Source organism: Stenotrophomonas sp. AC248 (genome assembly GCF_979258185.1).
Genome location: NZ_OZ409840.1, coordinates 557615 through 579947 on the forward strand (window position 1 = coordinate 557615; position 22333 = coordinate 579947).

Annotated in this window: 17 protein-coding genes; 15 read left to right on the forward strand and 2 right to left on the reverse strand. The window is 66.3% G+C overall.

All coding sequences use genetic code 11. The features are described 5' to 3' along the window. Positions 1 to 361 precede the first annotated feature (361 nt). Positions 362 to 1351: a fumarylacetoacetate hydrolase family protein gene (locus ACZ0AE_RS02495; RefSeq protein ID WP_038690660.1), complete on the forward strand. Its 990-nt coding sequence runs from the start codon at positions 362 to 364 to the stop codon at positions 1349 to 1351. Positions 1352 to 1380: 29 nt separating this feature from the next. Continuing rightward, entirely contained in the window at positions 1381 to 2025 is a 645-nt protein-coding gene (gene maiA / locus ACZ0AE_RS02500; protein ID WP_128095530.1) for a maleylacetoacetate isomerase, read from the forward strand. A 46-nt stretch (positions 2026 to 2071) separates the two neighbouring features. Here the strand turns inward: maiA and ACZ0AE_RS02505 are convergent, their stop codons facing one another. Then, on the reverse strand, positions 2072 to 3205 hold the full coding sequence (locus ACZ0AE_RS02505; protein ID WP_038690656.1) for a PilT/PilU family type 4a pilus ATPase: 1134 nt from the start codon (positions 3203 to 3205) through the stop codon (positions 2072 to 2074). Positions 3206 to 3359: 154 nt separating this feature from the next. Between ACZ0AE_RS02505 and ACZ0AE_RS02510 the strand changes: the two genes are divergently transcribed. From ACZ0AE_RS02510 to ACZ0AE_RS02570, 13 genes are all read left to right on the forward strand, one after another. After that, complete coding sequence (locus ACZ0AE_RS02510; RefSeq protein WP_051598900.1) at positions 3360 to 3701, forward strand: DUF4398 domain-containing protein; 342 nt, start codon at positions 3360 to 3362, stop codon at positions 3699 to 3701. Next, positions 3701 to 4612 carry a hypothetical protein gene (locus ACZ0AE_RS02515; RefSeq protein ID WP_463600314.1) on the forward strand — a complete coding sequence of 304 codons (912 nt, stop codon included), beginning with the start codon at positions 3701 to 3703 and terminating at the stop codon, positions 4610 to 4612. Before ACZ0AE_RS02510 ends, ACZ0AE_RS02515 begins: the two co-directional genes overlap by 1 nt. A 393-nt stretch (positions 4613 to 5005) precedes the next feature. Next, on the forward strand, positions 5006 to 5224 hold the full coding sequence (locus tag ACZ0AE_RS02520; protein ID WP_038690653.1) for a YdcH family protein: 219 nt from the start codon (positions 5006 to 5008) through the stop codon (positions 5222 to 5224). Between the two features lie 201 nt (positions 5225 to 5425). Then, positions 5426 to 6796 (forward strand): pyridoxal-phosphate dependent enzyme, encoded by a 1371-nt coding sequence (locus ACZ0AE_RS02525; RefSeq protein WP_038690651.1) that lies wholly within the window; start codon positions 5426 to 5428, stop codon positions 6794 to 6796. A gap of 130 nt (positions 6797 to 6926) precedes the next feature. Then, a complete protein-coding gene (locus tag ACZ0AE_RS02530) occupies positions 6927 to 8108 on the forward strand; it encodes a cystathionine gamma-synthase (RefSeq protein ID WP_463600315.1) in 1182 nt (393 codons plus the stop codon). Between the two features lie 37 nt (positions 8109 to 8145). Next, positions 8146 to 9516: a glycosyltransferase gene (locus tag ACZ0AE_RS02535; RefSeq protein WP_463600316.1), complete on the forward strand. Its 1371-nt coding sequence runs from the start codon at positions 8146 to 8148 to the stop codon at positions 9514 to 9516. Further along, a complete protein-coding gene (locus ACZ0AE_RS02540; RefSeq protein WP_354285168.1) occupies positions 9513 to 10307 on the forward strand; it encodes an ABC transporter permease in 795 nt (264 codons plus the stop codon). The genes ACZ0AE_RS02535 and ACZ0AE_RS02540 overlap by 4 nt, the downstream gene beginning before the upstream one ends. Continuing rightward, positions 10304 to 11569, forward strand: a complete 1266-nt coding sequence (locus ACZ0AE_RS02545; RefSeq protein WP_463600317.1) for an ABC transporter ATP-binding protein — start codon at positions 10304 to 10306, stop codon at positions 11567 to 11569. Before ACZ0AE_RS02540 ends, ACZ0AE_RS02545 begins: the two co-directional genes overlap by 4 nt. Beyond that, the gene (locus ACZ0AE_RS02550; RefSeq protein ID WP_463600318.1) at positions 11566 to 13041 is read left to right on the forward strand and encodes an FkbM family methyltransferase; all 1476 of its coding nucleotides are present in this window, start codon (positions 11566 to 11568) and stop codon (positions 13039 to 13041) included. The genes ACZ0AE_RS02545 and ACZ0AE_RS02550 overlap by 4 nt, the downstream gene beginning before the upstream one ends. Then, positions 13042 to 15921 carry a glycosyltransferase gene (locus ACZ0AE_RS02555; RefSeq protein ID WP_463600319.1) on the forward strand — a complete coding sequence of 960 codons (2880 nt, stop codon included), beginning with the start codon at positions 13042 to 13044 and terminating at the stop codon, positions 15919 to 15921. 287 nt (positions 15922 to 16208) lie between these two features. Continuing rightward, positions 16209 to 17243: a GDP-mannose 4,6-dehydratase gene (gmd, locus tag ACZ0AE_RS02560; protein WP_159495660.1), complete on the forward strand. Its 1035-nt coding sequence runs from the start codon at positions 16209 to 16211 to the stop codon at positions 17241 to 17243. Then, on the forward strand, positions 17227 to 18132 hold the full coding sequence (locus tag ACZ0AE_RS02565; RefSeq protein WP_463600320.1) for an NAD-dependent epimerase/dehydratase family protein: 906 nt from the start codon (positions 17227 to 17229) through the stop codon (positions 18130 to 18132). Before gmd ends, ACZ0AE_RS02565 begins: the two co-directional genes overlap by 17 nt. Further along, on the forward strand, positions 18129 to 20195 hold the full coding sequence (locus ACZ0AE_RS02570) for a hypothetical protein (RefSeq protein ID WP_463600321.1): 2067 nt from the start codon (positions 18129 to 18131) through the stop codon (positions 20193 to 20195). Before ACZ0AE_RS02565 ends, ACZ0AE_RS02570 begins: the two co-directional genes overlap by 4 nt. A gap of 45 nt (positions 20196 to 20240) precedes the next feature. Here the strand turns inward: ACZ0AE_RS02570 and ACZ0AE_RS02575 are convergent, their stop codons facing one another. Then, entirely contained in the window at positions 20241 to 22295 is a 2055-nt protein-coding gene (locus ACZ0AE_RS02575; RefSeq protein WP_463600322.1) for a hypothetical protein, read from the reverse strand. Positions 22296 to 22333: the final 38 nt, after the last annotated feature.

Below are 22333 nucleotides of genomic sequence, written 5' to 3' on the forward strand. Positions count from 1 at the left end.
CGGGGTGGGTCCGGTTGCAGGGGACGCTGCAAGTACGTCCCTGTAAGCTCGGTCGCGCCATCCATGGCGCTCACGCCCCTGCAACCGGACCCACCCCGCCTCCTCCTGACATGGCGTGGGCGTTGCGTTTGGGGCCGAGGCAGAAGCAGACGCAAAGGCATAGGTAAAGGGATGGGGATGGGGATGGGGATAGGGATAGGGATAGGGATAGAGAGATTCGCGGGGAGAGGCAGGTGGGCGGAGGATGTTGGTTGGGTGGGCGCGTGACGTGCGGTAGGGTGGGATGTCGCGTTGCAGCTTGGTGGTGCGACAATTTTGGTTACACTCGAAACCTATTTTTCGCGATCCCGGATACCCACCCATGAAGCTTGGTTCTTTGAAGGAAGGCGGCCGCGACGGCACCCTGATCGTGGTCTCGCGCGACCTGCGCCACGGCGCGCGCGCCACCGGCATCGCCGCCACCCTGCAGCAGGCGCTGGAAGACTGGAGCCACCTGGCGCCGCGCCTGAACGCGTTGTACGAGTCGCTCAACGACGGCAGCGCCGACGGCGTCTTCGACATCGACCTGCAGGCACTGGCCGCGCCGCTGCCGCGGTCCTACGAGTTCGTGGACGGCAGCGCCTACCTGCCGCACGTCGAGCGCGTCCGCCGCGCCCGCGGTGCCGAGGTGCCGGAGAGCTTCTATACCGACCCGCTGATGTACCAGGCCACCAGCGCCGGCTTCCATGGCCCGCGTGATGCGGTGAAGGTGGTCAGCGAGGAATACGGCATCGACCTGGAAGCGGAGATCGTGGTGATCACCGACGACGTGCCGATGGCTGTCACCGCTGAACAGGCCGCCGGCCATATCCAGCTGGTGGGCCTGGTCAACGATGTGTCGCTGCGCAACCTGATCCCGGGCGAGCTGGCCAAGGGCTTCGGCTTCCTGCAGTCCAAGCCGCGTTCGGCGCTGTCGCCGGTGTTCGTCACCCCCGACGAGCTGGGCGACGCCTGGCAGGACAGCAAGGTGCACCTGCCGCTGCTGACCCACATCAATGGCGCCTGGTTCGGCGCCCCCGAAGCGGGCGTGGACATGCAGTTCAACTTTGCCCAGCTGGTCGCGCACGCCGCCAAGACCCGCCCGCTGGGCGCCGGTGCGATCGTCGGCTCGGGCACCATCGCCAACGAGGACACCAGCAAGGGCGCCTCCTGCTTTGCCGAGCTGCGCACGGTGGAAACCCTGCGCGATGGCAAGCCGAGCACGCCGTTCATGTCCTTCGGCGACGTGGTCCGCATCGAGATGCTGGACGCGGCCGGTGAAAGCATCTTCGGTGCCATCGAGCAGCGCATCGAACAGGCCGCCAAGCCCTGAACGCCACCGCCGCCACCGACGAGAGTGCGATCGAGCTGTTCAGCTACTGGCGGTCCAGCGCGGCCTACCGCGTGCGGATCGGGCTGAACCTCAAGCAGCTGGCGCACCGGATCACCCCGGTGCACCTGGTCCGCGATGGCGGCCAGCAGCACAGCGAGGCCTATGCGGCGCTGAACCCGCAGGAGCTGGTGCCCACGCTGCGTCATGACGGGCAGGTGCTGCACCAGTCGATGGCGATCCTGGAATACCTGGACGAGGTGTTCCCGCTGCCGGCGCTGCTGCCTGACGATGCGCCCGGGCGGGCGCGGGTGCGCGCGCTGGCGCAGCTGGTGGCCTGCGACATCCACCCGCTCAACAACCTGCGGGTGATGCAGTTCTTCAGCGATACCTGGAGCGTGCCGCAGCCCGAGCGCGACGACTGGACCCGGCACTGGATGCGGGTGGGGTTCGAGGCGATGGAGCGGCTGCTGGTCGAATCGGTGGAAACCGGCCGGTTCTGCCACGGCGACAGCCCGACCCTGGCCGACTGCTGCCTGGTGCCGCAGCTCTACAACGCGCGCCGCTTCAACCTGGACCTGGCCGCGTACCCGACCCTGGTCCGGATCGACGCGGCCTGCCTGGCGCTGCCGGCCTTCGACGCGGCCCGCCCGGAAAACCAGATCGACGCAGGGTGAACCGGTCCGCATCGACCGATGGTCGATGCGCCGTATCACCCGCGCATCAGAACCCGTGGGTGATCGCTGCCGGGGCGCTGTTGGCCGAGAAATCCGCGTACGGATCGTGCTCGCCGCTGCCGCCTTCGGACAGGCGGAACTTCAGCGCCAGGCCATCGCGCGAGTCGGCCGCGCGCAGCGCTTCCTCCTGCTCGATGATGCCGTTCTTGGCCATCCGGAACAGGCACTGGTCGAAGCTCTCCATGCCTTCTTCCAGCGAGGCCTCCATCGCCGCCTTGATCTCGTGCACCTGGCCGCGGCGCAGCAGGTCGCGGATCATCGGGGTGTTGATCAACACCTCGGTGGCCGGCAGGCGGCGCCCGTCCTTGCCCTTCACCAGGCGCTGGGACACCACCGCGCGCAGGTTCAGCGACAGGTTCATCAGCACGTTGCGGTGCGCGCTTTCCGGGAAGAAGTTGAGGATGCGCTCGATGGTCTGGTCGGCGTTGTTGGAGTGCAGCGTGGCCAGGCACAGGTGCCCGGTCTCGGCGAAGGCGATGGCCGCCTCCATCGTTTCGGCATCCAGGATTTCGCCGATCAGGATCACGTCCGGCGCTTCACGCATCGCGTTCTTCAGTGCGTTGTGGAAGGCGTGCGTATCCAGCCCCACCTCGCGCTGGTTGACGATGGACATCTTGTGCTTGTGCAGGTACTCGATCGGGTCCTCGATGGTGAGGATGTGACCGGTGGTGGTGCTGTTGCGGTGGTCGATCATCGACGCCAGCGAGGTGGACTTGCCCGAACCGGTCGAGCCCACCACCAGCACCAGCCCGCGCGGGGTCATGATGACGTCCTTGAGCACCTGCGGCAGGTTGAGCTCTTCGATGCTGGGGATCTTGCTGCGGATCGCACGGATCACCATGCCGACCTCGCCGCGCTGCTTGAACACGTTGACGCGGAAACGCCCGGCCTCGGCCAGGGCGATGGCCATGTTCAGCTCCAGCTCGCGCTCGAACTCGGGCACCTGGCCTTCGTCCATCAGCGAGTAGGCGATTTTCTTGACCATGCCCGGGGGCAAGCCGGTGTTCCCCAACGGGTACAGCTTGCCCTCGATCTTGATGTAGACCGGGGCGCCGGTGGTCAAGAACATGTCCGACGCGTTCTTTTCGGTCATCAGCTTCAGGAAATAGCCGATATCCATGCGAAATGTTTCCCCAACAATCGGCCGCGTGCCATTGCAAGCACGCCGCAGGCTTCCGACAATGGCCGCGCTCCTACTTCTGGCGACGGCACCCCCAATGAATAGCTTCGCACAAATACGACGTATCCCGTCGGTGGTCATGATTGTTTGCGTGATGGCGTGCACATTCGCGCTGGCAGGCGCCGCCCAGGCCCAGGACGGCGCCCTGGAACTGATGCAGGCCCGGCAGGCGGTGGACAAGGCCACCCAGGCCGATGCCGACCAGTACGCCCCGGATCTGATCGCCGTGGCCCGCCAAGGCCTGGAACAGGCCCAGCGCGCCGCCGGCGACCGCCGCGAGCGCAAGAACGCCCCGGCCTTGGCCGTGCGCGCCACCGTGGATGCCGACCTGGCCCGCGCCCGCAGCGAAGAAGCCACCGCCACCGCCCAGCTGCAGCTGCGTCGCAATGAAGTGACCCAGCTGCAACGCCAGCTCGCCACCGGAGAGAACCGTTGATGACCGTCGCGCCGAAGAAGTCCCGCACGCTGCGCGCGTCCACCCTGGTGCTGGCCGCCGGCCTGGCCCTGCCGCTGCTGGCCCAGGCCGCCGAAGACCCGGCCGTGGCCCAGCTGACCCAGCGCCTGATGGCCATGCAGGCCAATCCCGACGCCTCGCAGCTGGCCGCCTTCGAACGCCTGCAGGCCCAGCAGGCCGTGGCCGACCTGGCCAAGGCCAAGCGCCGCGACCTGGACCAGGCCCGTTACCTGGCCGAACGCCGGGTCGAGATCGCCGAAACCAGCGTGCGCGCCGCACTGGCCCAGCGCGAGGTGGACCAGCTGGAACGTACCCGCAGCGAACTGCTGATCGAAGCCAGCCGCCGCGACGCCCAGCGCGCCCGGCAGGAAACCGAACGCCTGCGCGTGCAGGCGCAGATCCAGGCCGAGGAAACCGAGCGCCTGCGTCAGTCGGCCGAGCAGGAGGCCCTGGCCCGCCAGGACGCCGAAACGGCGCTGACCAGCGTGGCCGGCAAGCAGACCGCCCGCCTGAGCGCGGCCCAGCAGAGCGCGGCCAAGCTGGCCCGTGAGGAAGCCGAACTGGTCTCGGGCAACAAGCTGCCGGGGTCGAAGTTCGACAGCCGCGGCGAAGTGTTCACCTTCAATGGCGATGCCTTCGCGGCCGGCAAGGGCGGTCTGTCCGGCGGCGCCAAGGGGCAGGCCAAGGCACTGGCCGAGTACCTGAACATCGGCAAGAAGGGCCGGGTCCGGATCGAGGCCTATGACGCTGCGGCCGGGGTGGGCGACCAGCGCGCCCAGGCCCTGCGTGACGCCCTGGTGGCCGCCGGCGTCAGCGCCAGCCGCCTGCAGGTGGCGGGCAAGAAGGCCGCGGCCACCAAGGCGCGTTCGGCCGAGGTCATCATCGCCCCCTGAGCCGGGTCTGCGGGGTCACCGCAGGTCGCCGGCAACGGTCGGTCATGACCGTTGGTCATGACGCAACCTGCTGTTTTTGTTTAATTTTCGTTGAAGTGCGCGTTCAGCCTGAACCCCGGCTGGAGCGGATCGAAAATTTCAGATGAAACGCTTGAAGACCCCATCGGGCAGGCGTAGGGTCAGTTGTCCGGGGCGCCTTCCGCGACCCGGACGATTGGAGGGCCGGGCCGATGAACCGAGGGCACGAACCACAGCAGTCTGCAGTCCGGGCAGTCCCGGTTGCGCATGCGGGTTCGGCCGCGGTCATCGCCAGGTGCTCCACCCAAAAGCAACGCCCCGTGCCGTCAGGCCGGGGCGTTCTTGTTTCTGCCGTACAGCGATAGGAGGTTCATCATGTTTGAAGGTCAGCCCCAGAGCGAGATCGACGCACGCCGCAAGCGTGATCCGGAATTCAAGGCACTTTACGAACGGCACCAGAAGTTGAACAAAAAGTGCATGGATGCCCAACTCGGTGTACTGCCGATAGACGATCTCACCTTGGGCCAGATGAAGCGTGAGAAGCTGCTGGCCAAGCAGAAGCTGGAACGGATGTACGACTCCCCCATGCATTGATGTAAGGTTTTGACCCAACGCCGCGGGCGGCGTCCGTCACCTCGTCGACGGGCGCCGTTCGCGTCGCTCCGCTGTCGCGGCCGGCATCACCCCGCCGCCTACAGCCCGGCATCGGCCTTTGATCGCCACAACCTGACTTTCCGCGTCAACCGTCGGATAATCACCGGTCCGGCCGCATTGCGGCGCGAACGATGTGATCCGATGGCAATCCACTCCTCCGTACTCGACCTCATTGGGCACACCCCGATCGTCAAGGCCCAGCGCCTGGACACCGGTGTCTGCGAGCTCTACCTGAAGCTGGAGAGCGCCAATCCCGGAGGATCGATCAAGGACCGCATCGGCCTGTCGATGATCGAGGCCGCTGAAAAGCGCGGCGAGCTCACCCCGGGCGCGACCCTGGTCGAGGGCACCGCCGGCAACACCGGCCTGGGCCTGGCCCTGGTAGCCCAGCAGAAGGGCTACAAGCTGATCCTGGTCGTGCCCGACAAGATGAGCCGCGAGAAGATCTTCAACCTGAAGGCGATGGGCGCCGAAGTGCGCCTGACCCGTTCGGACGTGGCCAAGGGCCACCCGGAGTACTACCAGGACATGGCCAAGCGCGTGGCCGAGGAAACCCCCGGCGCGTACTTCATCAACCAGTTCGGCAACCCGGACAACCCGGCCGCCCATGAGTTCGGCACCGGCCCGGAGATCCTGGAACAGATGGACGGCGACCTGGACGCGATCGTGTTCGGCTGCGGCAGCTCGGGCACCATGACCGGCCTGTCCCGCGCCTTCGCCAGCGCCTCGCCGAAGACCGAGCTGGTCCTGGCCGACCCGGTCGGCTCGATCCTGGCCGAGTACATCAACGACGGCGTGCTCAACGACAAGTCGGGCAGCTGGCTGGTGGAAGGCATCGGCGAAGACTTCCTGCCCTCCATTGCCGATTTCAGCCGCGTCACCAAGGCCTATGCCATCACCGACGCGGAAAGCTTCCACACCGCGCGCGAGCTGCTGGGCAAGGAAGGCATCCTCGGCGGGTCCTCCACCGGCACCCTGCTGGCGGCGGCGCTGAAGTACTGCAAGGAGCAGACCACCCCGAAGAAGGTGCTGGTGCTGGTCTGCGACACCGGCAACAAATACCTGTCCAAGATGTACAACGACTACTGGATGCTGGACAACGGCTTCCTGGAGCGCCCGCAGAGCGGCGACCTGCGCGACCTGATCCTGCGCCCGTACGGCCAGCGCGACACTGTCGTGATCGGCCCGAACGACCTGCTCACCACCGCCTACCAGCGCATGAAGCTGTACGACGTGTCGCAGCTGCCGGTGATGGACGGCGACCAGCTGGTCGGCATCGTCGACGAAAGCGACGTGCTGCTGCATGTGTATGGCGACGAAGCGCGCTTCCGCGACCCGGTGGCCACGGCCATGGTCAGCAAGCTGGACCGGCTGGATGTGAAGTCCCCGATCGAGGCGCTGCTGCCGGTGTTCGACCGGGGCCAGGTGGCCATCGTCATGGACGGCGGCACCTTCCTGGGCCTGATCACCCGCATCGACCTGCTGAACTACCTGCGCCGCCGCGTTCAGTAAGCGCCTGGCCCCGGCCGCCGCTGCTCTGAATCTGCGTTTATCCGCGTCAACGGCCGATTAAGCCGCCGCTGATAGACTTCCGCTCCTTTTGCGGGAGCCCCCACCGGGGCTCTCCTTGCTGGGAAACAACATGTCCGACCACGCTTCCTCCGGGCACGGCAACCGTGCGCTTGCCCTGGCTACCCTGGCCATCCACGGCGGACAGTCGCCGGATCCGAGCACCGGCGCAGTGATGCCGCCGATCTACGCGACCTCCACCTACGCCCAGTCCAGCCCCGGTGAACACCAGGGCTTCGAGTACTCGCGTACCCACAACCCGACCCGCTTCGCCTACGAGCGCTGCGTGGCCTCCCTGGAAGGCGGCAGCCGCGGCTTCGCGTTCGCCTCGGGCATGGCCGCCAGCTCCACCGTGATGGAGCTGCTGGACGCCGGCAGCCACGTCGTGGCGATGGATGACATCTACGGCGGCACCTTCCGCCTGTTCGAGCGCGTGCGGAAGCGCACCGCCAACCTGCAGTTCAGCTTCGTCGACCTGACCGACCTGGCCGCGTTCGAAGCCTCGATCACCCCGCAGACCAAGATGGTGTGGATCGAAACCCCGACCAACCCGATGCTGAAGATCGTGGACATCGCCGCGGTGAGTGCCATCGCCAAGCGCCACGGCCTGGTCGTGGTGGTGGACAACACCTTCGCCTCGCCGATGCTGCAGCGCCCGCTGGAACTGGGCGCGGACCTGGTCCTGCACTCGGCCACCAAGTACCTCAACGGGCACTCGGACATGGTCGGCGGCATGGTGGTGGTGGGCGACAACGCCGAGCTGGCCGAACAGATGGCCTTCCTGCAGAACTCCATCGGGGGCGTGCAGGGCCCGTTCGACAGCTTCCTGGCCCTGCGTGGCCTGAAGACGCTGCCGCTGCGCATGAAGGCCCATTGCGCCAACGCGCTGGCCCTGGCCCAGTGGCTGGAGACCCACCCGGCGGTAGAGAAAGTGATCTACCCCGGCCTGACCTCGCACCCGCAGCATGAACTGGCCACGCGCCAGATGAACGGCTACGGCGGCATTGTCTCGATCGTCCTCAAGGGCGGTTTCGAGGCGGCAAAGCGCTTCTGCGAGAAGACCGAGCTGTTCACCCTGGCCGAGTCGCTCGGCGGCGTGGAAAGCCTGGTCAACCACCCGGCGGTGATGACCCATGCCTCGATCCCGGTGGAACGCCGCGCCCAGCTGGGCATCAGCGATGCGCTGGTGCGGCTGAGCGTGGGCGTGGAAGAGCTGGGGGATCTGCAGGTGGATCTGGAAGGTGCGCTTTCGTGAGCACGCCGCGCCCCTGGCCTGCCTCCGGATCGCCGTGATGGCGGCACCTGTGCCGACAGGCAGTCGCTGGTTGCGGCTGTCGGCATGGCTGCGCAGCCAGGGTCTGGTGCGGGCCTTGTATCGCCCGCTGCCGCGGGCGTGGCGCGAAAAGGTGTCCTCGGCGATGGCCGGCAGCGTGGTGGAGCAATTGCGCTTCGTCCGCACGCCGGCCTGGTCGCAGCCCATCCAGCGGCCGGCCGCGCCGACGGTTCGTCCATCGGAACCCGGTGCGCCCGGGTTGAACGTGTTCGGCCATTTTTCGGGCGAGTTCGGTCTGGCCGAAGTGGCGCGTGCGTATGCGCGCGCCCTGGCAGGCAGCGGCGTGCCCGTCGCACTGGTGGACATCGGTGCCCCGGGCAACGGCGCCGATCCACATTTGGCCCGCTACCACGACGCGTCTGCCCCGCACGCCGTCAACCTGGTCTGTACCAATCCGGATGATTTTTCCGAGGTGCTCGACCGCATCGGTCCCGCGCGCCTGCAGGGCAAGCCGCTGCTGGCCAGCTGGTTCTGGGAGCTGGAGGCGATTCCCGAGGCATGGCAGCCGGATATCGCGCGCGTGGATGGCATCGTCGTGGCGACGCAGTTCATCCAGGATGCCTTTGCCCGCGCGTGCAGTACGCCGTTGTTCCACGTACCGGTACCGATGCACGCAGCGGTGGATAGCGGCCTGCAACGCAGCGATTTTGGACTGGAAGAGGCGTCTTTCCTGTTCCTGTACAGTTTCGACTTCAATTCGTGGATGCAGCGCAAGAATCCCGGTGCGGTGATTGCGGCCTTCCGCGCGGCGTTTCCGCCCGCCGATCGTTCGGTGCGCCTGCTGCTCAAGACCAGCCACGGGCACCGCCATCCGGAGCACCTGCAGACGCTGCTGTCCCTTGCCGGCGCCGACGACCGCGTGCAGGTGCGTGACGACCTGATCGCCCCTGCGCATGTGGCCGCGCTGCAGCGGTGCTGCGACGCCTTTGTGTCCCTGCATCGCAGCGAAGGACTGGGGCTGGGGATGGCCGAATGCATGGCCATCGGCAAGCCGGTGATCGCCACGGCGTGGTCGGGCAACCTGGACTTCATGACGGCGCATAACAGCCTGCTGGTTGATGCGCAGCTGGTGCCGGTGCAGCCTGGCGACTACCCGGGTGATCCCCGTGCGCGCTGGGCCGACGCCGATATCGACCAGGCCGCCCTTGCCATGCGCCGCGTGCGCGGTGAGCCGGCCCTGGCCGGGGCGCTGGGCGCGCAGGCACGTACGGATATCCATCAGACCTTGTCATCGGCTGCGTGCGCATCGGGCCTGCGCAGCGCCATCACCCACCTGCTTGAACGCATTTCCTTGCCGGGCGACCGGCATTCCCAACAAAGGGTGTCATGAAAGAACTTCTACGTGCGGTGTGGGCTTACCGCCACTTCATCCTCTCATCGATCAAGAACGACCTGCGGTCGCGCTTCATCCGAAGCAAACTGGGCGGGTTGTGGATGATCATCCATCCACTGGCCCAGGTGCTTATTTTTGCGCTGATCCTGTCCGAAGTGCTGGCTGCCAAGCTGCCCGGCATCGACAACAAGTATGCGTACGCGATCTTCCTGATGGCCGGGCAGCTGTGCTGGACGCTGTTCTCTGAAACGCTGCAGAAGTGCACCAATCTATTCATCGATAATGGCAACCTGATGAAGAAGATGGCGTTCCCGCGGCTGTGCCTGCCGTTGATCGCGGCCGGCCAGATGCTGGTCACCAACGTGCTGCTGATGGTGGCCATCTTCGGGGTCTTCGCCGCGTTGGGCCATCTGCCGGACGCGCAGGCCCTGTGGCTGCCGCCGCTGATGCTGCTGACGCTGCTGCTGTCCATGTCGGTGGGCATCCTGCTTGGCTCGCTCAATGTGTTCATGCGCGACATCGGGCAGGTGGTGCCGGTGGTCCTGCAGGCGCTGTTCTGGCTCACCCCGGTGGTCTACAGCATCAACATCCTGCCCGAGCGCGTGCAGCAGTTCTTCAAGCTCAATCCGTTGTACCCGCTGGTGGCCAGCTATCAGAACGTGCTTGTGTTCGGCAAGCCGCCAATGCTGCGCGAGCTGGCGGTGCTGACCGTCTTTACCCTGGCCGCTGCGTTGGTGGCGATGATCGTGTTCCGGCGGGCCTCGCCTGAAATGGTGGATGCACTATGAGCGGCGAACTGACACTTTCCGGCGTTGGCAAGTCCTACCGGACCTGGGGCAGCGAATGGAAGCGGGTGGCCTCCTGGTTTGGCATTCCCGCCCGTCCCACCGATGAGCACTGGGTGCTCCAGGACATCGACCTGCACGTCGGGCCGGGCGAGGCCATTGGCCTCATCGGTCAGAACGGCGCAGGAAAGAGCACCCTGCTCAAGATCGTGACAGGCACCGTGCGGCCCACCGTCGGCCAGGTGGGCCGGCGCGGGCGCATTGCCGCCATCCTTGAACTGGGCATGGGCTTCAACCCCGAGCTGACCGGTCGCCAGAACGCCACCCATGCCGCTGGCTTGATGGGCTACGAGATAAGCCAGGTGCTGGAGGCGATGCCGGCGATCGAAGCGTTTGCCGAGATCGGCGACTACTTCGACCAGCCCGTCCGCACCTACTCCAGCGGCATGCAGATGCGCGTGGCCTTCAGCGTCGCCACCGCCTTCAAGCCGGACATCCTCATCGTCGACGAAGCGTTGTCGGTGGGCGACTCCTATTTCCAGCACAAGAGCTTCGACCGCATCCGGGCCTTCCGCGAGCAGGGCACGTCGATCCTGTTCGTCTCCCACGGCATGTCCGAAGTGAAGACGCTGTGCGATCGCGTGATCCTGCTCGACGCTGGCCGCGTGCTCAAGGATGGGTCGCCGGACGAAGTGGTGGACTACTACAACGCGCTGGTGGCGAAGAAGGAAAATGCCTCGCTCAACATCGAGCAGCATCGCGAAGCGGATGGCTGGATGCTGACGCGCAGTGGCACGCGCGAAGTGACCTGCAATTCACTGGCACTGCTGGATGCGCAGGGCAACCCGATCCAGGTCGCCACGGTGGGGCAGAAGGTGGAGCTTCGCCTGGTTGCCGGCGTGCACGCGCCGGTGGACCGGCTGGTGCTGGGCTACATGGTCCGCGACAAGTATGGGCACGTGGTCTGGGGCACCAATACCTGGCATACCAAACAGGTGGAGCATGGGCTGGCTGCCGGCGAGACGGTGGTGTTCTCGCTTCCGTTCACCTGCACGCTCGGCCCGGGGTCCTATTCGGTCTCGCCGGCGCTGGTGAGCGGGGACAACCATCTTGAGAACAATTACGAATGGGTCGACAACCTGCTGGTTTTCGACGTGGTGAATGTGGATCGGGACGTGTTCATCGGTACGACGTGGCTTGATGGCGATTTCGTCATCGAACGGGGTACCGCCCAGCATGTGCCTGCGAAGGGGGGCATCGCATGAAGGACGGCATCATTTCCTATGCGCAGAATTTCGAGGATGTGATCCTCTGGCGCGCACTGGGTCACGTGCCGGCAGGCAACTACGTGGACGTCGGTGCGCAGAGCGCCTACGAGGACTCGGTCAGCCGCGCCTTCCATGAGCAGGGCTGGAAGGGCGTGCACGTGGAGCCCATGCCGTTCTATGCGGACCAGCTTCGCAAGGAGCGGCCGGGTGACGTGGTGATGCAGGTGATGGTCGGTGCCGAAGAAGGGATCGGTGCCCTGTTTGCGATGTCCGGCACCGGCTTGAGCACCTCGCGCGAAGACCTTGCCGAGGGCTACGAGCGCGACGGCCGGGACGTCACCCGCGTCGTGGTGCCGGTGGTCACGCTCGATCAGGTCCTGGCGATCGTCGAAGGCGATGTCCACTGGTTGAAGATCGACGTCGAAGGTGCCGAAAAGCAGGTCCTGGAGGGCTGGCATGGCCCCTTGCGCCCGTGGGTGCTGGTGATCGAAAGCACGCGCCCCATGAGCCAGGAACAGAACTACGAGGAGTGGGACGCGCTGGTGGTCGAGAAGGGCTACCTGTTCGTGTATTTCGACGGCCTCAACCGCTTCTACGTCAGTGACGCCCACCCGGAGCTGGCCGATGCCTTCCACGTCGGGCCGAACGTATTCGACCGCTTCCAACTGGCCGGCACCGCCACATCCACCTTCGCCGCCAAGTTGAACCTCGATGCCGCCGTCGCCCACGGCGAAGCGGCACGCAGGGGAGAAGACCTGGCGCGGATATCCGCCGAGCTGGCGCAGACCAAGGACGTGTTGTCGAGCACCCAACAGGCCAATACGGAGTTCGAGCTGCGCATGCTGCAGCAGCGGCTGGACGCCAGCGAGCGGCAGAAGGCGCTGCTGGCAGACCAGGCATGGGCCATGAGCCATGCGGGTCGCCTGCAGGACGAGTTGATGCAGACCAAGGCCGCCGCGGCCGAGGCAGTGGCGGCGGCCATCGCACAGGTCTCCGACGAGCGCGACCTCGCGCTGTCCCAGGTGGCCAAGCTGCATGGCGATCTCACGATCATCCATAACAGCACCTCGTGGATCGTCACGGCGCCCCTGCGGGTGTTGTCGCGCGTGCTGCGCGCCGTCGCCAAGGCGCCGGTCAGCCTGGCGCGGCACGGGGTGCAGGCGTTCAAGCCGGCAGTGAAGCGGGTCGTCTTCGGCGTCCTTCGCCGTGCGTCGCGCTCGCCGAGGCTCCGGCGTACGGCGGGCAACGTCCTGGCGTCGATGCCGGCGCTGGATGCGCGCCTTCGCGCCTGGCATGGTGCCGCCCTGGGCAGACCGACGGTGATTCACCCGGGCCCGCAGGCGATCACGGCGGTGGATTCAACGGCCCTCCGGCAACTGCTCGCTGAGCCGTTGCCGGCGGATGTTTCGGCCCAGGCAAGGCAGCGTTTGCTGCGCCTGCGCCATGCAGTGGTAGGAGCGAAGGCCTAAGTGCGCATCGTAATCGACCTTCAGGGGGCGCAGTCCGGCAGCCGCTTCCGTGGTATCGGCCGCTATTCGTTGTCGCTGGCGCTGGCCATGGTGCGCAATGCGGGCAGCCATGAGATCCATGTCGTGCTCAATGGCCGCTTCGAGGACAGCATCGAGCCCATCATCAAGGCGTTCGGTGACACGCTTCCGGCGGACCGCTTCCACATCTGGCTGCCTGTGCGCACGGCCGGACTGGTCGGTGACGATGGGGTGGATGATCGCCTGCGTGAAGCCTTCCTGCAGGCGTTGAAGCCGGACATCGTGCATGTGTCCAGTCTGTTTGAAGGGCTGGGCGAGCCTGCCATCACCAGCATCGGCGTTGGCAGTACCCCGATGCGCACCGCGGTGACCCTGTTCGATCTGATTCCGCTGATCTACCGCAAGCGTTACCTGGACAACCCGGTGATGGCGCGCTGGTATCACGGCAAGATCGCGCAGATGCGGCGGGCCGACCTGCTGCTGGGCATCTCCGCATCGGCCGCGCAGGAGGCAGTGGACCATCTCGGCTTCGATGCCGACGGCGTGGTCAATATTTCTTCCGCCATCGACGAGGGCTTCCAGCGCCTGGGTGCCGATGCCCTGGACGAGGCGGCTGTCCGTGGCAGGTACGCGCTGACGCGTCCCTTTGTGATGTACACCGGCGGCATCGACCATCGCAAGAACATTGAAGGGCTGATCCGCGCTTATGCGAAGTTGCCCAAGAACGTGCGATCGGCGCATCAGCTGGCCATCGTGTGCTCCGTGCACGAAGAGCCGCGACGCCTGCTGACCGCCCTCATGCGCGACTGTGGATTGCGCGAGGACGAAGTGGTGCTCACCGGATTCGTGCCGGAAGAGGACCTGGTGGCGCTGTACAACATCGCGCGGCTGTTCGTGTTCCCGTCCTGGCATGAAGGATTCGGCCTGCCCGCGCTGGAGGCGATGCAGTGTGGTGCGCCGGTGATCGGTGCGGCCACGTCCAGCCTGCCGGAGGTCATCGGCCTGGAAGAGGCCCTGTTCGACCCCTATGACGATCTGGCCATCATGCAGAAGATGGCGCAGGGCCTGACCGACGAGGCCTTCCGCGCGCGGCTGCTTGCGCACGCGCCGGTGCAGGCGCTGAAGTTCTCCTGGGATGCCAGCGCCATCAAGGCCATCGCGGCCATGGAGGCATGCTGTGAGCGTCCGCTTGCGGCCCCGCGCCCGCGCCTGGCCTACGTTTCGCCGATGCCGCCGGAGCGCAGCGGGATCGCCGACTACAGTGCCGAGCTGGTGCCCGAGCTGGCGCGCTTCTATGAGATCGATGTGATCCTCACCCAGCCCGGCATCGACGACCATGCCGTGGAGGGCACGGCGCGGGTGCGTGATCTGGCGTGGTTCCAGGCGCACGGCGCCGGCTACGACCGGGTGATCTACCATTTCGGCAACTCGATGTATCACGCCCACATGGTGGAAATGCTGGAGCGGGTGCCGGGCGTGGTGGTGTTGCACGATTTCTTCCTCAGTGGCCTGTTCGCCTACCGCGAACTGGCCATGGGGATGCGTGGCACGTGGAACGAGGCGTTGTACCGCTCGCATGGTTACGTGCCCATGCCGGCCAAGGCCGACCGCCAGCACGAACAGCTCATGCAGGACTATCCGTGCAATTTCACGGTGCTGTCTGCTGCGCAGGGCGTGGTTGTCCATTCCGCCGTTTCGCGGCGGATGGCCCAGCAGTACTACCCGTGCGGCGATACGGCGTCGTGGCGTGAGGTTCCCCTCATGCGTGCGCCGGCGTTCCCCGGGACGGCCGAGCGCCGTGCTGCACGCGCAGCGCTGGGCCTGCCTGAGAACGCCTTCGTGGTCTGCAGCTTCGGCTTCATGGCGCCATCCAAGCAGAACGCACGCCTTGTCGACGCGTGGCTGGCGTCACCGTTGGCCAAGGACGAGCGGTGCCACCTGGTCTTCGTCGGCCAGGCCGATCCGAACGACTACGGCCATGCGCTCGAGCGCAGCATCCAGTCCAGTCCGGCAGGCAAGCGTATCCACATCACCGGGTTCGCCGAGCGGGACGATTTCCGCCGCTACCTGATGGCCGGCGACGTTGCCGTGCAGCTGCGGACCTTCTCGCGCGGCGAGACGTCGGCTGCGGTCCTGGACGCGATGAACCATGGGCTGGCCACGGTGGTGAATGCCAACGGCGCCATGGCCGACCTGCCGGACCATGTCGTCATCAAGTTGCCCGATGCGTTCGACGATGCGTCGCTGCAGGATGCACTGGTCACGCTCTACCGCGATGACGCGCTGCGCGCGCGCCTGTCCGCCGACGCCCGGGCGTTCATGCTCGACGTCCACGGGCCGCGTCGATGCGCAGAGGCGTACCACCAGGCCATCGAAGCGTTCCATGCCGCTGCCGAGGCGTCACCGCAGGCGTTGGTTACCTCGCTCGGTCGTTACCTGGCCCACGGCGGCGGGATGGTGGATGAAGCCGCGCTTGGCCAGGCCATGGCCTGGAGTTTCCCGGCGGCGTCGACCTGCCCCCAGGCATTGGTGGATATCGATGCGCTGAGTGCGGCCGGCAACGAGAACGCGCTGGAGCGACTGCGCGTGCTGCTGCTGGCGCCGCCGCCAGGCTGGCGGATCGAGCCGGTGACCTGCCGCGGTGACGGCGTCTACCACTACGCGCGCAAGGCAACGCTGGCGTTGCTGGGCTGTCCTGACGACATGCTGGCCGATGATCCCGTGGATGCAGCACCGGGTGACCTGCTGCTCGGCATGCCCGGCGCGCAGGCGGTGGACAGCGTGGCGCGCCGGCATCTGCGCTGGACCGGCGTGCAGGAGGCGAACTGGGATGACTGGGCACCGAGGATGCACGCTGGATAACGTGCTCGACCACCGTATCGCGACGGCAACCGGGCCGGCGCTGCTACAGCGGACACTGGCAGGGCGGGCCGGTGCTGCAGGCTGTGATGGGCGTGTCGCGGGGAATGTGAAGACCCGTGGCAGAATATCCCGCTTCAGCCTACTGCCAGGCTCGCTGGGGGTCCGGGCGCGCGGCTTCGCTGCGCAGCCACCCGGCGCGTAGAGAACGTCGCTCCCGTTTGCTGCCGGATCTGCAGCAGGGACCGACCTGCCAAAACCGTATCAATCATTGAAGAAGAAAACACATCATGAAGAAGGCAATCATCACGGGTATCACGGGTCAGGACGGTGCTTACCTGACCGAACTGCTGCTTGAGAAGGGCTACGAGGTCCATGGCACGTACCGTCGCACCAGCTCGGTGAACTTCTGGCGCCTGGACGAAGTGGGCGTGCTCAACCACCCGAACCTGCATCTGGTCGAGTACGACCTCACCGACCTGGGCACCACCATCTCGATGGTGCAGAAGATCCAGCCGGACGAGATCTACAACCTGGCCGCGCAGAGCTTCGTGGGCGTGAGCTTCGAACAGCCCACCACCACCGCACAGATCACCGGCGTGGGCGCGCTCCACCTGCTGGAAGCGATCCGCCTGATCAATCCGAAGATCCGCTTCTACCAGGCGTCGACCTCGGAAATGTTCGGCAAGGTGCAGGCCATCCCGCAGATCGAAGAGACGCCGTTCTACCCGCGCAGCCCGTATGGCGTGGCCAAGCTCTACGCGCACTGGATCACGGTGAACTACCGCGAAAGCTACGACATCTTCGGTTCCAGCGGCATCCTGTTCAACCACGAAAGCCCGCTGCGCGGCCGTGAGTTCGTGACCCGCAAGATCACCGACTCGGTGGCCAAGATCAAGCTCGGCCAGCTGGACTGCCTGGAGCTGGGCAACCTGGATGCCAAGCGCGACTGGGGCTTTGCCAAGGAATACGTGGAAGGCATGTGGCGCATGCTGCAGGTCGACCAGCCCGATACCTTCGTGCTGGCAACCAACCGCACCGAGACCGTGCGCGACTTCGTGCAGATGGCCTTCAAGGGCGCGGGCATCGACGTCGAGTTCCGTGGCAAGGACCAGGACGAAACCGCGGTCGATACGGCCACCGGAAAGACGGTGATGCGCATCAATGCGAAGTTCCACCGCCCGGCCGAAGTCGACCTGCTGATCGGCAACCCGGAGAAGGCCGCGCGCGTGCTGGGCTGGAAGCCGACGACCACCCTGGAACAGCTGTGCCAGATGATGGTTGAGGCGGACCTGAAGAGGAACGAACGTGGTTTCTCCTTCTGAGATCCCCGGTAAGCGTGTCCTGATCACAGGGGCGTCCGGCTTCACCGGACGCTACGTGATCGAGCGGCTGCAGGCCGATGGGTACGAGGTGGTGACCCTGGGGTCGCACGCGGGCCCGTCGGGCACCGCGTCGGTGGACCTGCTCGATCGCGCAGCGCTGCAGGCCGCCCTTGAGGCGCTGCAGCCGGCCTATGTCATCCACCTGGCGGCGATCTCATTTGTCGCCCATGGGGATGCCGATGAAATCTACCGGGTCAACATCGTAGGCACGCGCAACCTGCTCGAGGCCCTTGCCGGGTTGTCGACGCTGCCGGCGCATGTACTGCTGGCCAGCAGCGCGAACGTGTATGGCAACGTGGGCGGTGTGCTCGGCGAAGACGCGCCGTTGTCGCCGCAGAATGACTATGCCGTCAGCAAGATGGCCATGGAGGCGATGGCGTCGCTGTGGAAGGACCGGTTGCCGATCACCGTGGTCAGGCCGTTCAACTACACCGGGGTAGGGCAGTCCGAACGGTTCCTGATTCCCAAGATCGTGGGGCATTTCAAGCGTCGCGCGCCGGTGATCGAGCTGGGCAACATCGACGTGTCGCGCGATTTCTACGATGTGCGCTGGGTTGCCGAGTTGTACGCGCGGTTGCTCGCCACGCCGGGCGTTGGCGAGGTGTACAACATCTGCTCCGGCGTGGAGTGGTCGCTGCAGCAGGTGATCGACACGCTCAACGCACTCGCCGGCTACACCATCGAGGTGCGGGTGAACCCCGCCTTTGTGCGCGGCAACGAAGTCAAATCGCTGCGCGGCTCCAACGACAAGGTGTTGGCCAAGGTCGGTGAGATGCCCGCGTTCGACTTCGCCTCCACCCTGTCCTGGATGTACGGAAGCACCCCGTGAGCCAATCTCCATTGAACGTTGCCCCCGCCCAACAACGCGGTTGGCCGGACGCCCTCCTGCGGGCTGGGCAGTTCCTGTGCGATGACCGCCGCCGCACCCTGCTGGCGGCCTTCCTGCTGGCGATCAATTTCGTCCTGCTGGTGGTGTTTCTCTTCGTCAGCTACAAGGGCATCTTCCACTCCGATTCGGCGGTCCGCGTACTGCTGGCGCAGGAGATGCACGACACCGGCCGGTTCTTCCCGGCGGGCTGGAACTACGTCAACAAGGATCTGATGATCCTGTTCGCCCAGCTCGGCGTGTGGCCGCTTCAGTTCTTCTACGAAGGCAGTTACACGCTTTATGCGGTGACCGGCGTTGCAGTGGCCGTGCTGATCCTGGGCAGTGTCTGGTGGTTTACCGGGCTGCTCGGGGGCAGTACCTGGCAACGTGTGCTGGCGTTGGCCGTGCTGGCCGGCGGCGTCTCGGCGGGCATCGAGGAAGACATCTTCGGCCAGGCGGCATACGGCATCCTGCTGATGCTCAGCTGTCTGATCACGGTGCTGACCTGGAAGTCGATGACGGCCCTGCCGCAGCGACGTCCGGTGTGGTGGGCGCTGTTGTTCGTCCTGGTTGCCCTGTGCACGTGGAGCAATCCGCAACGCGCCGCGGCCACCTATCTGCTGCCGTTGTACTGCGGCCTGGCCGCCTACCTGTGGGGCGGGGACTGGAAGCCGCGCCTGCGGGCATCTGTGCCGGTGGTGGCTGCCACCGTGCTCGGGTTCGTCATCGGCGCCGGTCTCAGCGTATGGACGCTGACGCAGGTCAACAACAATGCGGGCGTGGGCGCAGCCCATTGGCTCGATTTCAACGCGATGGCCACCAACATCGTGCATACCGCCCACGGCCTGGTGGCCCTGCTGGGCGGCGTGCCGGCCGGTGGCGGCAATGTCATCAGCGCGCCGGGCATCTACGCGGCGCTGCGGCTGCTTGCCGCGGTGATCCTGCTGGTGCTGATGGGGCGCAAGGTCGTTGCGCTGTGCCGAAGTGCCAGCCCGCAGGCACGCTTCGTGGGCGGGACGGTGGCAGGTCTGGCCGCGTGCTTCCTGTTCCTGCACGTCACCACCACCGTGGCCGACATGAACGACCCGGTCAGCGTGGCCCGCTATCTGGCCCCGGCGACCACGCTGGCGCTGCTGCTGGTGATCTGCTCGCCGCTCCAGAGCGCGTCCCGCCTGGGGGCACTGCTCGTGGTGGGACTCAGCCTGCTGTTGGCCACCAACAGCGTGGTCCGTTTCAACCCGGGCTCGATGATCCACCCCGCCTGGCAGAACCCGCAGCGTGATGCGCTGGTGGCCGAGCTGAAGGCCATGGGGCTGAAGTATGGGTATGCCACCTATTGGAATGCCGGTGCGCTCACCGTCCTGAGCGGCGGCGACGTCAAGATCCGGCAGGTCGAGGTGTTCAACGGTCTGCCGGTTCCGATGCGCCACCTTTCGTCAGACCATTGGTACGAGCCGGAAGCCTGGCAGGGCGAGACGTTCCTGCTGCTGACCGACACCGAAGCGGCGTCGATCAACTGGGGCACGCTGACCCACTATGCCGGCCAGCCGATCCGGCAGGCCAGGATCGGTGACAAGCAGGTGTTCGTGTTCAAGCAGAACCTGGCCCTGGATGTTCCCGGCTGGAGTGCGGTGCTGCGCAAGCCGCTGCGGATCAACGCCGGGCCGGACGGGTCGAAAACGGTCGGGCGCTGGGTCGACTCGACCCAGTCGCTGAAGGCCATGCCCGGCGAGTCCGGCTACCTTCAGTTCGGGCCCTACGTGTTGCTTGGCCGCGGACGCTACAGCGTCACGTTCGATGTCGCCGGCCAGGCCGATCCTGCACAGCAGGTGGTGGCGGTCGTGGATGTGGTCGCCGAAGGCGGGGCGCAGGTGATGGGCGTGGCGGAGGTGCGCGGCGACGGCACTGCCCAGCACACCATCGAGTTCACCCTGGACAAGCCCGTGGCCACCCTGGAGATGCGCGTGGTTGCCAACGGCACCGGCGAGGTCACCTACAAGGGCGTGACACTGTCCGCGCGTTGATCGCGCCCCTCGCCAGCGCCCATCGGGGCGCTGGCGCAGGGTGTTTCACCGGGCCGAGAGCGTGAGTCCTCTGTACGCCACCTCGCCGCTGCCCGTTGCCATGACCCGTAGTTCAAGGTCGGTGACCGGCTGATCCAGGCGGAACTGGACCGTATGCGTGGTCTGGCCGTCTGCGCGAACCTCCGCGGACCCCAGAATGCCGGTGCCGCCGGCAACCGATACATCCACAACGGCCACCACCTGTCCCGTCGGCTCGCTGCTGCCGGTGACGTCATAGGTCACCTGATAGGTGCCGCGACGCAGCGGCCGGTACGGGCCGTACTGAAGGAAGCCGGACTCGCCCACCCGTGTTCGCAGCGCGCCTTCCGCATCGACCCAGCGGCCGACCATCTTCGCGCTGTCAGGTGCGGCCGACAGGCGGTACGGCGCGTTCAGTGCATTGCTCCAGTTGGGCAGGTCCCGCGCGATGTTGTGCTTGAAGACGTACAGGTGCAGGTTGCCGACCCGCGATTCTCGGATCGGCGCCCCGGCATGCCGGGTCATGGCACTCCAGTCCATCGCGGCCATGTCGGTGTCATTGAGCAGCAGGAAGGTCTCGCCCTGCCACGCCTCCGGTTCGTACCAGCGATCGGATGACAGATGGCGCATGGGCAGGGGCAGGCCACTGGAAATGATGATCTGGCGGATCCGGATCTCGCTGCCGCTCAGCACGGTCAGCGACCCGGCGTTCCAGTAGTTGGCATAGCCGTAGCGCAGCCCCAGGGTCTTCAGCTCGGCGACCAGCGCGTCGCGTTGCGGATTCTGCCAGCCCGGATTGATCATCGACCCGGGATTGAAGGACACCACACTGCTGGTGGCCAGCAGCAGGCTCATGCCCACCACCAGCAGCGACCGCAGCGGCGCGGCGGCATCCAGCGGCGAGCAGACCACCGCCAGCACCCCGAGGACGACCATCGGCGTCAGGTAACGTGCCGCGCTGACCGGGTCGTTGATGTCGGGAATGGTGGTGGTGGCCTGCAGGAACAGGAAGCACAGTGAGAGTCCCGCCAGCAGCCCGCCCACGAAACGCGCGCGATCGCCGGGCCCCGCACACATCACCACGATCCTCCGGCCGATCATCACCAGCAGCACCAGGGCCGCCAGAAGCCTCACCGCGGCATACAGTCCGGCCGCGGTGGTCACGCTGCCACCGCCGACCGGCACGCCGCCCAGCAGGCCCATCAGCGCATGCCCGGTGTGCACCACGTTCGCGGCCATCCCGTCAAAGCTCAGCCAGCGTGCGGCCCCCGCACCGGCGTTGTTGTTGACCCGGGTCAGCGTGAGCGCGCTCAGAACCGCGCCTGCGGCAAAGCCACCCAGGGCCGCCAGGACAACCGGCACGCAGCGCTGCAGGCGTTGCTTCCACTCCCCGCCCCAGGCGTAGGCGGCCAGCCCACAGAACAGCGGCAGCAGGTAGGACGCGGCCGACCGCTGCGGATTGCTCCAGGTGATCAGGGTCACCAGCCCGAAGAGCAGGGCGCACCACAGAACGCGCCGCGCCATCGCGGTGCTCATGACCTTCCAGGCCAGCACCGTGACCAGGCAGGTGAACATCACCACCGCACCGTAGGCGGCCTGTCCGAACACATCCTCCGCGACGCCGCCCGAGATGCCGCCGGCCAGCACGGCCACGGCCAGCACCCGCTGCCAGGGTCTGCCGTCCAGCAGCCCGGTGAACCAGCCGGCGCTGGCCAGAATGAGCAGGGCCACCACGCTGCTGGAGATCGCATAGAGCGTGTAGCTGTTGTCGAAGAACAACAGCAGGGGAAAGATGCCCAGCTGGCCGAACAGGACCATCAGGTCCTTGTTGACGTAGTTCCAGCCCGGCGGGAAGAAACGCGCCGTATCGTGCATTTCCTGCGCGAGCAGGTTCTTGACGGCCGAATCGGAGTGGAAGATCCCCTTGTAGCTGACGAACAGGTAGGTGATCAGCAGGACCACATTGATCACCAGCAGCACCGACGCCACTGCGGTGCGCCCGCGCTCACGGGTCAGGAAGCCGGTCACACCGGCGCGCCAGCGCTTTTCCCCGCGCACGTGCGGTACCGCAGTCGAATGCATCGATGCTCTGCTCACAGGTCGATTCCGCAGGAAGAACC